The organism is Prevotella sp. khp1 (assembly GCF_900102205.1).
Lineage (GTDB): Bacteria > Bacteroidota > Bacteroidia > Bacteroidales > Bacteroidaceae > Prevotella > Prevotella ruminicola.
This window is the reverse complement of record NZ_FNJZ01000001.1, coordinates 647,193-662,154: the sequence shown is the minus strand read 5'-3', so window position 1 is coordinate 662,154 and position 14,962 is coordinate 647,193. Positions and strand designations below refer to the sequence as shown.

The 14,962-nt window shown below is 48.0% G+C and carries 10 protein-coding genes; 4 read left to right on the top strand and 6 right to left on the bottom strand.

The genetic code is table 11. The features are described from left to right. Positions 1-8 precede the first annotated feature (8 nt). From BLR73_RS02865 to BLR73_RS02855, 3 genes are read left to right on the top strand one after another with little or no spacing between them, the layout of a single operon-like run. Positions 9-977: a PDC sensor domain-containing protein gene (locus BLR73_RS02865; RefSeq protein WP_143010869.1), complete on the top strand. Its 969-nt coding sequence runs from the start codon at positions 9-11 to the stop codon at positions 975-977. Positions 978-979: 2 nt separating this feature from the next. Beyond that, entirely contained in the window at positions 980-2,461 is a 1,482-nt protein-coding gene (locus BLR73_RS02860) for a HAMP domain-containing protein (RefSeq protein WP_091858762.1), read from the top strand. Then, positions 2,427-4,361: an ATP-binding protein gene (locus BLR73_RS02855; RefSeq protein ID WP_091858759.1), complete on the top strand. Its 1,935-nt coding sequence runs from the start codon at positions 2,427-2,429 to the stop codon at positions 4,359-4,361. Before BLR73_RS02860 ends, BLR73_RS02855 begins: the two co-directional genes overlap by 35 nt. A 49-nt stretch (positions 4,362-4,410) precedes the next feature. On the opposite strand, the gene htpG is transcribed toward BLR73_RS02855, so the two are convergent. The 4 genes from htpG to BLR73_RS02830 all read right to left on the bottom strand — a co-directional run bounded on the left by htpG (position 4,411) and on the right by BLR73_RS02830 (position 13,129). Further along, positions 4,411-6,465 carry a molecular chaperone HtpG gene (gene htpG / locus BLR73_RS02850; protein WP_013064202.1) on the bottom strand — a complete coding sequence of 685 codons (2,055 nt, stop codon included), beginning with the start codon at positions 6,463-6,465 and terminating at the stop codon, positions 4,411-4,413. Between the two features lie 688 nt (positions 6,466-7,153). Continuing rightward, positions 7,154-8,932: a 30S ribosomal protein S1 gene (gene rpsA, locus BLR73_RS02840; protein ID WP_013063631.1), complete on the bottom strand. Its 1,779-nt coding sequence runs from the start codon at positions 8,930-8,932 to the stop codon at positions 7,154-7,156. A 324-nt stretch (positions 8,933-9,256) separates the two neighbouring features. After that, the gene (locus BLR73_RS02835) at positions 9,257-10,594 is read right to left on the bottom strand and encodes an NADP-specific glutamate dehydrogenase (RefSeq protein WP_091858753.1); all 1,338 of its coding nucleotides are present in this window, start codon (positions 10,592-10,594) and stop codon (positions 9,257-9,259) included. Positions 10,595-10,825: 231 nt separating this feature from the next. Continuing rightward, positions 10,826-13,129: an NADP-dependent malic enzyme gene (locus tag BLR73_RS02830; RefSeq protein WP_073043040.1), complete on the bottom strand. Its 2,304-nt coding sequence runs from the start codon at positions 13,127-13,129 to the stop codon at positions 10,826-10,828. Between the two features lie 118 nt (positions 13,130-13,247). On the opposite strand from BLR73_RS02830, the gene BLR73_RS02825 reads away from it, so the two are divergent. Continuing rightward, positions 13,248-13,871: a TetR/AcrR family transcriptional regulator gene (locus BLR73_RS02825; RefSeq protein ID WP_091858750.1), complete on the top strand. Its 624-nt coding sequence runs from the start codon at positions 13,248-13,250 to the stop codon at positions 13,869-13,871. A gap of 106 nt (positions 13,872-13,977) precedes the next feature. On the opposite strand, the gene BLR73_RS14290 is transcribed toward BLR73_RS02825, so the two are convergent. Together BLR73_RS14290 and BLR73_RS02820 are read right to left on the bottom strand one after the other, a co-directional pair. After that, complete coding sequence (locus BLR73_RS14290; RefSeq protein ID WP_176763595.1) at positions 13,978-14,082, bottom strand: smalltalk protein; 105 nt, start codon at positions 14,080-14,082, stop codon at positions 13,978-13,980. A gap of 61 nt (positions 14,083-14,143) precedes the next feature. Next, a complete protein-coding gene (locus BLR73_RS02820; protein WP_074831945.1) occupies positions 14,144-14,686 on the bottom strand; it encodes an HU family DNA-binding protein in 543 nt (180 codons plus the stop codon). Positions 14,687-14,962: the final 276 nt, after the last annotated feature.

Here is a 14,962-nt window from a genome sequence, read left to right as displayed (position 1 = left end):
AGAAAGATATGAATAAGAAATGGTATGTATTAATTGCAGCATCAGTAGTTATACTGGTGGTTGTAGGTGTATCGTATTGGGCATTTAGCGCGGCTATGCGCGCAGAGACTAATGTACGTTATGCAGGCTTGCAAAGTGTAATAGCTGCACAGCTTAATAAAACCATCAGGGGTATGGAGATGAGTGCAATCAATGTGTTTAATGAGGTTGAGAAACACATGGATAGCCCCGAGTCGGTAGTACAAGCCCTCGAAGAGGAGTCGAACCTGAATCCCGATGTGCGTGGTTATTTTGCTGCATTCGAACCTAATTTCTTCCCCAGTAAGGGTCAATGGTTCGAGCCCTATATACACCATTCTGATAGCTCAGATTTCGAAATTAGTATGGTAGGTTCGGCCCGTCATGACTACACCCAGTCTGGCTGGTACAAGCATGCCAAGGATATCAAGACCTGTTTCTGGTCGGAGCCTTATTATTACTATGATGGAACCTATATTAGTGGTCATTATTGTACTTTCGTAAAGCCCGTTTATACAGCCGATGGTAAACTGGCCTGCGTGTGTGGTGCTGATATCACTTTCGAGTGGCTTACTAAGGCCTTGCAGCGTATCGACGATGCTTGTCGTAACGACCAGCAGGTAAACAAATACCATTTGATGCGCGATTTCACTTTCTTCTCGATGGTTGTTGATCATGATGGCTCTTGCATTGTGCATCCCGAGGGTAAGAAAACGGTGTTTAAAGATCCTGAGATGTTGAAGAATCTTGAGCAGCAGCAATCTGGTATGATTGAGATGGAAGTGGATGGTGAGCCTTCGTTGGTTTACTACGGCCCGATTGATGGTATTGACTGGTCGGTGGCTGTTGTAGCTCCTATATCTGATGTATCGAAACCCTTCAGATGTATGCGATGGACACTCTTATTTTTGTCCATTATAGGCATTGTGGCTGTAGGTTTTATTTGTAAGCGTATGTAGTTATGCAGAAAAAGTATAAGCTTAATATACTGATAGCAGGCCAAACGTTGCTGTTGTTAGCGGTATCGCTGGGTGTATTGTTCTACTTCTCCCATAAGGCGTTGAAGAACGAGGCTATGCGCGATGCCGAGCTGACACTTGAGAGTACTGTGCAGAATATCGACAATATCCTGTTGAGCGTAGAGCAGAGTACAGGAAATATGTATTACGATCTGCTGGAGCATGTTGATGAGCCTGAACGCATGTATGTGTATTGTCGCGAACTGGTTGAGAGTAATCCTAATATTGTAGGTTGTGCCATCGCCTTTAAGCCTGGCTATTTCCCTGGTAAGGATTTGTTTATGGCCTATGTGCATCGCAGAGCCTTTACTACTGATATCAAGAGCGATTTGGTTACTACCGATACTTTTACCGATCGTCCTTATACTGAGCAGACTTGGTATAAGGATCCTATGAACAAAGGATGGATGGGCTGGACCGACCCATTGAAAGGTGAGGATACCGAGAATGAGCCGCTGGTAAATTTCTGTCTGCCATTCAGCGATAAGAGTGGCCAGCGTGTGGGTGTGATTGCTGTCGATGTTTCTATCAGTCAGCTGTCGAAGATTGTATTGGCAGCAAAACCCTCAGAGCGAGGCTACTGTGTGCTGATGGCTAAGAACGGCTCGTTCATTGTGCATCCCGACAAAGAAAAGTTGCAGAGTAAGACGGTATTCACTCTGATGAATGAGGGTGCCGACCATTCCGTACTCGAGGCTGCCGAGGCTATGCTGTCGGGACAGAGCGGTATGAAGCGTTTCTGTATGAACGACGAATCGTGGAGTGTGTTCTTCAAGCCCTTTAAGCGTGTAGAGTGGGAGGGGCGCTCTGATTGGCAGTTAGACTGGAGTGTAGGTGTGGTTTATCCTGATGCCGATATACATAGTGTGCACAACAAACTGCTTTATCTGGTGGTTGCTATCACCATTGTAGGCTTGTTGTTATTCTTCCTGCTTTGTGGCTGGCTTGTTCGTCACGAACTCAAGCCTCTCAGTCTGCTTACTCAATTAACCCAGCGTATAGCCGCTGGAAACTACGATGAATCGGTACCTGCCACCAATCGCGAAGATGAGGTAGGACATTTGCAGAACCGTTTACGTAAGATGCAGGACAGATTGAAGGAGCAGACAGCTGATTTGGAGAACGAAACGATGCAGTTGCATGAACATAGCGATGAGTTACGTGCTGCTTATGGTAGGATAGAAGAGAACGATAGGATGAAAACTTCGTTCCTGCACTATATCACAAACCAGATGGCTGTACCAGCCGAGAGTATCGACCGTAGCGTCACAACGTTGTGTAACAACTATCATGATATTAGTAAAGACGAAATAGATAAGCAGGTAGATAATATCGAGCGTAAAAGCGATATGCTGGTTGAACTGTTGAATCATATGGCTCATTTTACTGATGCCGAAACAGGAAAGGAGGCCAACCATGATTAGGGTACGTCGTAGTTTGTCGAGAGAGCTTAGCTTGGGCATCATGCTGCTGGCTATCCCAATCTTTGTAGTGGCGTTAGGCATCCTTTTCCTGCAGTCGCGTTATCTCATACATCATGAGGCTATGGAGAGTTCGCAGAGTTTACTGAACACCACCTTGCAGCGCGTTCAGAACTATATGCAAACCATTGAAACGGCAGCTGATGCTAATGTATGGATGCTCGAGGAAAACTTTGAGCCTCAAGCTATTCAGACTGTGTCTAACCGTATTGTGCGCCTGAATGGCAATGTGATGAGTTGTTCCGTATATGCTTTGCCGAACATGTTTCCGCAGTATGGCGAGAAATTCTCGGTTTACACCAAAAGAACGGGTGACACTTTGGCTACTTACTGCGAACCGGAATACGACTATCTGGAAAAACTTAGCTATACCAAACCGGTAGAAACAGGTAAATCATGCTGGGTTGATCCTTTCATCGAATATTCTGATGGAAAAGTCGATGTTCAGCAGGCAATCGCAACCTACTGCAAGCCATTGCGACAGAAAAATGGGCGTATGATTGGTGTCGTAGCAGTCGATTTCTCGTTCAGCAAGTTGGCTAAGCTTATTAATACCGACGAACTGGATTACAATCGGGCTTACTATATGCTGATAGGTGGTGATGGACGTTATCTGATTCATCCCGACACCACCCGTTTGTTCCGTAAAACGCTTTATACGGATGTCGACCCCAATGCGAATCAGGATTTGATATCATTAAGTTATGAGATGACGGCTGGAAAGCGCGGCTCTATGCATGTGCATATAGGTAACCAGCTCTATCATGTGTGTTACGAGCCTGTCGAAGGTACCAACTGGAGTCTGGCTTTGGTTTGTCCCGATAACCAGCTGATGCGTAGTTACCACAGAATGGGATACGTTATCATAGCCTTGATTGTGATAGGATTGCTGGCCATTATGTGGTTAAGTAATCGTATCGTAAAACAAACCGTCAGTCCATTGAACGATTTGCTTGATATGACGAAGGATATCTCTGATGGGCGATATGACGAGCAGATTCCTGTCAACTTGGGTAAAGGTGTGATAGCGCGACTACAGAATAGTTTTGCTCAGATGCAGATGGCTTTGAACGACAAGATGGGCCGTTTGCGTCAGAGTGTTGACGAGGCGCGACTGCGTAACGAAGCGCTGCAGCAGGATGTCCTGCAGGCTCAGGAGAACGTGAAGAAAAAGAACCAGTTCATGCAGCAGGTGGCCCAACACATGCGTTCGCCATTAAATGTGATTACTGGTTTTGCCAGCATGCTACGCGAGAGCAGCAACAATAAGGATATGATAGGCGAGGAGGAACTGGCCAATATCTCAAGTATGATGAAGAGCAACGCCATCAATCTTAACAGTATGGTGCTGATGCTGTTCGATGCTTCGGAGAGCGATGCCAACGAGGCCTTGAAGTGTAAGAAACAGGACGAGGAGTCGGTTAATGCGTTGGCCCACGAGTGTATCCTTTATACGCACGCCCACTTCCCCGATGCCAATATCGAGCTCTCTTCAACCGTATCCGATACGCTTTGCATCGTTACTAATCATATTTACCTGATGCGTACGCTGCGTGAGTTGCTTTATAATGCTGCGAAATATTCAGATGGTCAGCATATCAAGCTGAGTATTACCGATACCGATAATACCGTTAGCTATACGGTAGAGGATGTAGGTCCTGGATTGCCCGACGACAAGAAAGAGCTTCTGTTCGAGCCATTTACCCGCGAAGGCGATTTGTCCGAAGGTCTCGGCTTAGGTCTCCCATTGGCCAAACGCCATGCTAAGAGCTTGGGTGGAAATCTGGTTTTCGATGCCGATTATCATCATGGTTGTCGTGTAACGCTCGAATTACCTAAATAAAAAAAGCTCCCAACTTCAAAATTGGGAGCTTTCTTTATGCTTGATTCTTTTATTTAATCAAATCAACTGAGCGCTTCAGGAATGCATCCAGGGCTTCGCCTTTAAGCATACCGTTCTGCAGCAGAGCCAGGTCAATCAGCTGATGAACAACCGAGTTGCCCTTGGCATATTCGGCAATTACAGCCTGCTTCTTGTCCTTCTGCTCCTGTACGGCTTTCTCAGCCTCGGCCTTCTGGTCCTTATCCTCCTGTGTAAGCTCGTCGTACTTCTTCTTATCCTGCTGGGCACGGATGGCAGCCAAACGGGCTTCCTGACCCTTCAGTTCGGCTACGATAGGCTTCAGGGCCTCCTCGGTAGCTGCGCTGCTCTCATCAAGCACCTTCTTTACCAGAGGATGGTCTGAGTTCAGAACAAGGTTGAACGAGTCGGGCATCTGACCATAGAAGCTCATACCTGGCTGGAATCGGCTCATCTCCTTCATACGGCGCATGTACTCGTTCTGAGTAATAACTACAGGACGGGCCTCGGCACCAAGGGCATCTACCTGAACCATAAACTCTGTATGCTCAATCTTTGGCAGCTGAGTGCGGAATACGGCTGACAAATTGTCACTTTGATCCTCGCTCAGGTTGTTCTTAGGCGCATCGCTCTTTACAATCAGTCGGTCGATGATATCGCTGTCGACACGTGTGAAGCGGCTCTTCTCAAACTTCTGCTCCAGAGTCTGGATGGTTGGTACGTCGAGCTGTCCGTCAAGCAGCAGCACGCTGTAACCCTTATCCTGGGCACCCTTGATGTAGCTGTACTGCTCCTCCTTGTCGGTAGCGTACAGATATACCAGCTGGTCGTCCTTATCCTTCTGGTTGGCCTCAATCAGCGTCTTATACTCGTCGAAGGTAAAGTACTTACCCTCAGTATCCTTGAAGAGTGCAAACTCCTTGGCGCGATCGTAGAAACCGTCCTCGCTCAGGATACCGTAGTTGATAAACAGCTTCAGGTCGTCCCACTTCTCCTCGTACTCCTTGCGGTTCTCGCCAAAGATGGCCTTCAAGCGGTCGGCTACCTTCTTAGTGATATAGGTAGAGATCTTCTTAACCTCGCGGTCGCTCTGCAGGTACGAACGTGATACGTTCAGAGGAATGTCTGGTGAGTCGATCACACCATGAAGCAGGGTCAGGAACTCTGGTACGATACCCTCTACCTGGTCGGTCACGAATACCTGGTTGCAGTACAACTGAATCTTGTTCTTCTGCAGCTCGATGTTGTTCTTGATTTTTGGGAAGTAGAGGATACCTGTGAGATTGAATGGGTAGTCCACGTTCAGGTGAATCCAGAACAGAGGCTCGTCGCTCATGGGGTAGAGTGTGCGATAGAAGCTCTTGTAGTCCTCGTCCTTCAAGGTGCTTGGAGTCTTGGTCCACAGGGGCTCCACGCTGTTGATGATGTTGTCCTCGTCGGTATCAACCTGCTTGCCGTCTTTCCATTCGGTCTTCTTACCAAAGGCCACGGGTACAGCCATGAACTTGCAGTACTTGTTGAGCAGGCCCTCGAGCTTGAACTTATCGAGGAACTCCTTGCAGTCATCATCTACGTACAGGATGATGTCCGATCCGTGCTGCTCGCGCTCAGCATCGTCAATCTCGTAGGCAGGACTTCCGTCGCAGCTCCACTTAACAGCCTTCGAGCCTTCCTTCCAGCTCTTGGTAATAATCTCAACCTTCTTGGCTACCATGAAGCTTGAGTAGAAACCAAGTCCGAAGTGACCGATGATATTGTTGGCATTATCCTTATACTTCTCAAGGAAGTCGGTAACGCCCGAGAAAGCAATCTGGTTGATATACTTGTCAATCTCCTCCTCGGTCATGCCGATACCGTGGTCGCTGATGGTGATGGTACCCTTGTCGGTATCCAGGTTTACACGTACGGTCAGGTCGCCAAGCTCCTGCTTGTATTCGCCCTGAGCAGCCAGTGTCTTCAACTTCTGTGTAGCGTCAACGGCGTTCGACACCATTTCGCGGAGGAATATCTCGTGATCAGAATAGAGAAACTTTTTGATGACGGGGAAAATGTTCTCGGTTGTAACCCCGATGTTACCTTTTTGCATAATCTTATGTATTTATGTTCTTATTATCAAAATGATATTTGTTCTTATTGTCTAATCCACGATTATGCAAATAGCGTGCCAACAATTGCAGGGGCCCCCTGCAGGGTCACAACCACCCAACCCTCCTTCATCCTAAGGATTTTCCATCACCCCCTAGCCCCCTCTTCATAAGATGGGGTCTCGACTCTTTTCCCCAACCCCTTTCCCTATCCCAGGAAAAGGGGCTTTAGTTGATTCCGAGGGAAAACCCTCTCCATCAAAGTTCTGGTATGGCTCTCCAGCCTTTGCCCCTTCGGGGTTCGCCATATTTTGCTTAATGGGGGCAAGCCCCCAAACCCCTTATAATCTATACCATGTTTAAACACCGAGGGTATTAGGGGCGAGCAGCCCCTATTAAGCAATATAGGCCGAAGTCCCGGCCTGCCAAAACATAGCATGGATTTGGGTCTTCCCAAATCCAGGATTTAAGCCCCTTGCCAAGATGGCGAGGGGTTTGGGGAGTGGTTTGAGACCCCATCTTATGAAGAGGGGGCTAGGGGGTGATGGAGGAATCGAAAGGCTACGCCTTGAGATGGGGTATGGGGGTATCCCCCGGCAGGGTGAAGCCCTGCAACTTGTTGGGGTAGGGACAAAAAAATCCCCCCGATGTGAATCGGAGGGATTGGTTTTTATAGGGTAGGGGTGAGAATTACTTCTCAGCCTTCTCCATCTTAGCCTTCAACTCAGCCAGAGCGTCGATATCACCGAGAGTTGTGCTAGCGGCGATATTCTCGATCTTTGGAGTATCGTTCTTGCGACCGCCCTTCTTAGCAGCTGCCTTCTTCTCCTCGCGAGCGGGATCCTCGAATGTGCGGCTGTGTGACAGGATGATGCGCTTAGAGTCCTTGTTGAACTCGATAACCTTGAACTGGAGAGTCTCACCAGCCTGAGCCTGTGAACCATCCTCCTTAACGAGGTGCTTAGGAGTAGCAAAGCCCTCAACGTTCTCCTCGAGAGCTACAACGGCGCCCTTCTCGAGCATCTCGCTGATCTTACCCTCGTGGATTGAACCTACAGCGTACTTACCCTCGAATACATCCCAAGGATTCTCCTCGAGCTGCTTGTGACCGAGAGAAAGACGACGGTTCTCCTTATCGATATCCAGAACTACAACCTCAATCTGCTCACCTACCTGTGTGAACTCTGAAGGATGCTTAACCTTCTTAGTCCAGCTCAGGTCGCTGATGTGAATCAGACCGTCAACACCCTCCTCGAGCTCAACAAATACACCGAAGTTGGTGAAGTTGCGAACCTTAGCGGTGTGCTTGCTGCCTACAGGATACTTAGTCTCGATAGCCTCCCATGGATCCTCGCGGAGCTGCTTGATACCCAGAGACATCTTGCGCTCGTCGCGGTCCAGAGTCAGGATTACAGCCTCTACATCGTCGCCAACCTTCAGGAACTCCTGAGCAGAACGGAGGTGCTGGCTCCATGACATCTCTGAAACGTGGATCAGACCCTCAACACCAGGCTGGATCTCAACGAATGCACCGTAGTCGGCAATAACAACTACCTTACCCTTAACGTGGTCGCCCACCTTGAGGTCAGCATCCAGAGCATCCCAAGGATGTGGAGTGAGCTGCTTCAGACCGAGAGCGATACGACGCTTCTCATCGTCGAAGTCGAGAATTACAACGTTGATCTTCTGATCGAGCTCAACAACCTTGTGAGGATCGTCTACGCGGCCCCAAGAAAGGTCTGTGATGTGGATCAGTCCGTCAACACCACCGAGGTCAACGAATACACCGTAAGAAGTGATGTTCTTAACGGTACCCTCGAGGATCTGACCCTTTTCGAGCTTACCGATAATCTCCTTCTTCTGTGCCTCGAGCTCAGCCTCGATGAGAGCCTTGTGAGATACAACTACGTTGCGGAACTCCTGGTTGATCTTAACAACCTTGAACTCCATAGTCTTGCCTACGAACTGGTCGTAGTCGCGTATTGGGTGAACGTCAATCTGTGATCCGGGGAGGAAGGCCTCGATACCGAATACGTCAACGATCATACCGCCCTTAGTGCGGCACTTGATGTAACCCTGGATGATAGCGTCTGCCTCGAGAGCCTCGTTAACCTTCTCCCAAGACTGGCTCAGACGTGCCTTCTTGTGAGAGAGGATCAGCTGACCTTTCTTGTCCTCTGCACTCTCAACGTAAACCTCTACCTTGTCGCCGATCTTCAGATCAGGGTTGTAGCGGAATTCAGAAGCGGGGATGATACCGTCGCTCTTGTAGCCGATGTTGACAACTACTTCCTTCTTGTCAATAGAGATTACTGTGCCCTCTACTACCTGATGGTCGGCAACCTTGTTCAGGGTTTCGTCGTAAGCCTTGTCGAGCTCTTCCTTGCTAACATTAGCAACTGTTCCATTCTCGAACTCGTCCCAATTAAAATCGTCGAGTGGCTTAACGTTCTTTGTTAATTCTGACATAATTAAATAAATTTGTGCTCCTCGTTTGTGTGTCGGAGCGAGATCTGTACAGACGTTTAACAGACCATATTTTAAAGGGTTAATATTGATAGGAGCGGGCGCCTGTTCCTACACCTATTGCCCCTATGGAGCGAAAATCGGGTGCAAAGGTACTGATTTTTAGCGAGATAGCTCGTTTTAGACGGTTGATAATTTAAAGATTTATGAATTATTAACAAAAAGAAGAGCCAACTCTCACGAGCTGGCCCCTCCCATTCCAGTTTTAACCTTTTATACTTTACTTTTACTAACTATTTACAAGTTAATGGCGATTTATATTGAAATTTAAACAATTCCCTGAGCCATCATGGCGCTTGCAACCTTCATGAATCCGGCTACGTTAGCACCCTTTACATAGTTGATGTAACCATCAGCCTGTGTACCGTACTTCACGCAGTTCTCGTGAATGTCGTTCATGATGCGCTTCAGATAGTCGTCAACCTCCTTAGCAGTCCAGCTCAGACGCTCAGAGTTCTGACTCATCTCAAGACCAGATACTGATACACCACCAGCGTTCGAAGCCTTACCAGGAGCATACAACAGCTTGTTATCCTGGAAGATCTTGATAGCCTCGGGGAGTGAAGGCATGTTAGCACCCTCAGCAACAGCGATAACACCATTGTCTACGAGAGCCTGAGCCTGCTCGCCGTTGATCTCGTTCTGTGTAGCGCAAGGCAGAGCGATATCAGCCTTCTCGTGCCAAGGACGCTCACCAGCGTGATATACAGCGTTAGGATACTCCTCGGCATATTCCTTAATACGTCCGCGCTCAACGTTCTTCAGTTCCTTAACATAAGCCAGCTTGTCGAAGTCGATTCCGTCTGGATCGTAGATGTAACCGTCTGAGTCAGAGAGGGTCATGGGGATAGCACCCAGCTGCAGGCACTTCTCAGTAGCATACTGTGCTACGTTACCAGAACCTGAAATCAGCACCTTCTTACCCTTCAGATCGATGCCACGTGTAGCCAGCATAGAGGTCAGGAAGTAAACACAACCGTAACCAGTAGCCTCAGGACGGATGAGTGAACCTCCGAATGAGAGACCCTTACCGGTCAGAACACCCTGGAACTGGTGTGTGAGTTTCTTGTACTGTCCGAACAGGTAACCAACCTCACGGCCACCTACGCCGATATCACCAGCAGGTACGTCCTCGTCAGGACCGATAACGCGGTAAAGCTCGTTCATGAATGCCTGGCAGAAACGCATAACCTCAGCGTCGCTCTTGCCACGTGGTGAGAAGTCTGAACCTCCCTTAGCACCACCCATAGGCAGGGTTGTGAGTGAGTTCTTGAAAGTCTGCTCGAAAGCAAGGAACTTCAGAATACCCAGGTTAACACTCTTGTGATAACGCAGACCGCCTTTGTAAGGGCCAATAGCGTTGTTATGCTGGATACGGTAACCCATGTTTGTCTGAACCTTACCCTGGTCGTCAACCCATGTGATACGGAACTCATATACGCGATCGGGGATACACAGACGCTCGATGAGATTAGCCTTCTCGAACTCGGGGTGCTTGTTGTACTCTTCCTCGATAGTGGGGAGTACCTGACTTACTGCCTGAATGTACTCAGGCTCATTGGGAAATCTCTGCTTCAGATCTTCTACAACTTTTGCTGCATTCATAATCTTAATACCTTTTTTTAGTTGTTGTTTGTTTGTGATTTAATTTTTTAATTCTGGTTGCAAAATTACAGCTTTTTTCTGAAATAACAAACTTTTTATCACTTTTTTCTCAAAAAAACTATCATTTTGAAAGATTATTGATTTAAGTCAATTCAAAATGGCAAAAAATAGCCCCTTTTTTGTGTTCGAGCACAAAAAAGAGGCCTATATAATATAATAATGTGTAAGCGATTATTTGCCTATTACTGACAATTTGCTCTTAATTTTGTCCACATACGCATCAATTGTCGCTACAGCCACGATATTTACGACATCTCGTACACTGGCACCAAAGTCGATAAAGTGGATAGGTTTGTTCAGTCCCATCTGGATCGGGCCGATGATTTCAGCGTCGCTGCCAAGCATCTGCAGCATCTTATATGATGAGCGTGCCGATGTCAGGTTGGGGAATACCAGCGTGTTCACCTTCTGTCCCTTCAGCTTGGTGAATGGATACTCCTGGTCGCGCAGTTCGTTGTCGAGTGCAAAGCTCAGCAGCATCTCACCGTCGATAGGCAGGTCGGGATACAGCTCGTGCATCTTAGCTACGGTGTCCTTCACCTTCAGGGCACCATCGCTGGTGCTGCTACCAAAGTTAGAGTGCGATACCATCGCAATCACAGGCTTCTCGTTAAAGAAGCGTACGGCAGTCGAAATCAGCTTCGAGATATCCAGCAATGCCTCGCGGTCGGGGTTCTCGTTCACCATGGTGTCAGCAATATAGTAAGTACCCTTTGGCGAGTTGATGATGTGCATGGTACCGAAGTGCTTGTACTCGGGTCGGATACCAATCACCTCTTTTACCACCTTAACAGTATTCGAGTACTTGGTGTACAAGCCGGTGATAAAGGCATCAGCCTCGCCAGTCTCAACCATCATCATACCAAAGTAGTTGCGCTCAAACATCTTGTCGTTAGCCTCCTGGAAGGTGTAACCCTCGCGCTGGCGCTTCTCGGCCAGTATGCGGGCATAGCGCTCGCGGCGCTCCTGCTCGTTGGGGTGGCGCAGGTTCACAATCTCAATACCATCCAGGTTCAGGTCCAGCGATGCAGCCAGTTTGGTAATCACCTCGTCGTTACCCAGCAGGATGGGGTAGCAGATACCCTCGGCCTTAGCCTGTACAGCCGCCTTCAGCATGGTGGGGTGTACAGCCTCGGCAAATACCACGCGCTGTGGGTGAGCAGCTGCAGTAGCGTAAAGCTTCTGGGTAAGCTTGGTCTCCTGACCCAGCAGTACCGAGAGCGAGCGCTTGTACTCGTCCCAGTCCTTAATCTCCTTGCGGGCCACGCCACTCTCGATGGCAGCCTTGGCTACAGCCGATGATACCTCGGTAATCAGTCGTGGGTCAACAGGCTTTGGGATAAAGTAGTTGCGTCCGAAAGTCAGGTTGTTCACCTTATATACATCGTTTACTACATCGGGTACAGGCTGCTTGGCCAGGTCGGCAATAGCGTGTACGGCAGCCAGCTTCATCTCCTCGTTGATAGCCTTGGCATGAACGTCAAGTGCACCACGGAAAATGTAGGGGAATCCGATTACGTTGTTAATCTGGTTAGGATAGTCGGTACGTCCGGTCGACATCAGTACGTCGGGGCGTGCTTCCATGGCATCCTCGTAGCTGATTTCGGGCACAGGGTTAGCCAGCGCAAAAATCACGGGATCCTTAGCCATCGACTTCACCATATCCTTCGAGAGCACATTACCCTTCGACAGACCTACAAAAACGTCGGCATCCTTAACAGCCTCGGCCAGGGTGTGAATATCGGTACGGTCGGTAGCAAAGAATTTCTTCTGCTCGTTCAGGTCGGTACGCTCCTTCGAGATCACGCCCTTCGAGTCCAGCATCACGATGTTCTCCTTCTTGGCACCGATAGCCATATACAGCTTGGTACAGCTAATGGCAGCAGCGCCGGCACCGTTAACCACAATCTTAACCTTGCTGATGTCCTTGCCGATTACCTCCATGGCGTTCTTCAGTCCGGCAGCGCTGATAATGGCAGTACCGTGCTGGTCGTCGTGCATCACGGGGATATCCAGAGTCTTCTTCAGTCGGTCCTCGATATAGAAACACTCAGGGGCTTTGATATCTTCCAGATTGATACCGCCAAAGGTGGGGGCGATACGCTCCACTGCCTCGCAGAACTTCTCAGGATCCTTCTCGGCTACCTCGATATCGAAAACGTCGATACCACCATAAATCTTAAACAGCAGTCCCTTACCTTCCATTACAGGCTTACCGCTCAGGGCACCAATGTCGCCCAGTCCCAGCACAGCTGTACCGTTCGAGATAACTGCTACCAGATTACCCTTGTCGGTGTATTTGTAAGCATCGTCGGGGTTCTCCTGAATTTCCAGACAAGGATATGCTACTCCTGGAGAGTAGGCTAAGCTTAAGTCTGTTTGTGTACGATAAGCCTTTGTAGGCTTTACTTCGATTTTGCCTGGTCGTCCGCTCTCGTGGTATATGAGTGCGGCTTCTTTAGATATCTTTACCATAAAGTGTATTATTAATAATGTGATTATTCTGAAATACGACCGCAAAAATACAAAAAACTATTGAAAAACATTTGGGTTTTTAGATTTTTTTGTAACTTTGCCACCAAATTGGAAGATTATGCAAGAAATAAAAGACATTTCGGACTACAAATTAAATTTAAAGGAGCGAATTCCCGATGTTGCTTTGCAACTTTTTACCGAGCGAGGCATCAATTCCGTGAGGATGGATGATGTGGCGCAAACCATGGGTATTTCAAAACGTACTATCTACGAATTATACGACAAAAAAGAGGATTTGCTCTTCGAGGTGGTTGTAAAGCACTTCAAGCAGCGTATGGATCGCATGGAGCTGGCTGTGAGCCATTGCTCAAATGTGATGGAGATACTGCTCGAGGTATATCACATGAAGGTGAGCGACTTTAAGAAAACCAATCCCCTGTTCTTTACCGAGATGATTCGCTATCCTCAGGTCAAGAAGTTCCTCGACGAGCAGAACAATCTTATGCGTGATAGCAGTTTTGGTTTTATTCAGCGTGGGGTAGAAGAGGGTTACTTCCGTGCCGACCTCAACTACCAGATGGCTGTGTTGCAGTTCGATGCCATGGGCGAGTATATCATGCAGAAAGAGCTCTACCGCCAATATTCCATCGAGGACATCTTCCGCAATCTCGTGTTTGTATCCCTCCGAGGGCTCTGTACCGACAAGGGCATCAAGGCCATCGACGAGATGCTGTTCCAATAAAGTAAAACAAGAAATCATCCCCGTTTAGCAGGGATGATTTCTTTTTAATGTTTTCAATTTGCCATTTTTGCATTTTGCATTTCTGCATTTCTGCATTTTTGCATTTTTACATTGTTGCCACGCAGCTCGTGGCACCCAGTGCCGTTACAATCGCCGTAGCAATCGATGCTATCATCTGCACGATAAACTTTAATGTCTCTTTCTTTGTCATAATCTTTAATGTTTAATGTTTAATGTTTAATAGGAAGGGGGGGGGCTTTCGCCCCAAACCCTTAGTCTCCAATCGGCTCGTTGTGGTTTCCACCGCCACCGGTATTACCACCTTGGTTTCCACCGGTATTTCCACCGCCATTGCTTGGCTCGTCGGGATCCTCAACCGTACCTGGGTCTGTCGAGGTCACACGCTTAATCTCCTTACCATCGCGGTCGTAGCAGGTAATCTGGATGGCTGTGCCTGCCAGCTCCTCCTTCAGATCCACCGCTGGGGTGAAGATGATTCGGCGACTGGTTACCAGTCCGGCTTTCACTTCATCTACCTTGGCTACACTCTTGGCGCGGATGCCGAATCGCATGGTACCCAAACCTGGCAGCGCAACGGTGTGACCCTCAGTGGCCCAAGCCTTAATCACCTCGCCAGCAGCATCCCAGCAGGCCTGCATAATGCCTTTGCTAACTCCGCTACGCAGGGCAGCCTCCTTAATCACCTTTTCCTGCGAGAGTGAGGTGTACAACTCCGGCATCATGATGTAGCGATAAGTGCCCTCATACTTGCCAATCTTCTGCAACTTTTCCTGTGCTTTAACTTTCAATGCCATAATTCTAGTTTAATTTTTGTGTTGTTGTAAATAAATTTTTAATTGTAAATGTTTAATGTCTCAACTCCGATGTAGATTTGCGCTCACGTGAGGGAGATTTTCTTAGTGCACGTGGGAGAATCTTTTTCCTCGTGTGGGAGCATCATCTCCATCTTTATCTTGACAATGCAAAGGTACGAAATTTTCGTCATATATAAAAATATCAACTGTTAATGAATTGTTAATTTTTACACTTGGCTACTTAGCGGTTTCAGTATTTCAGTTTCAGTTTCTTTT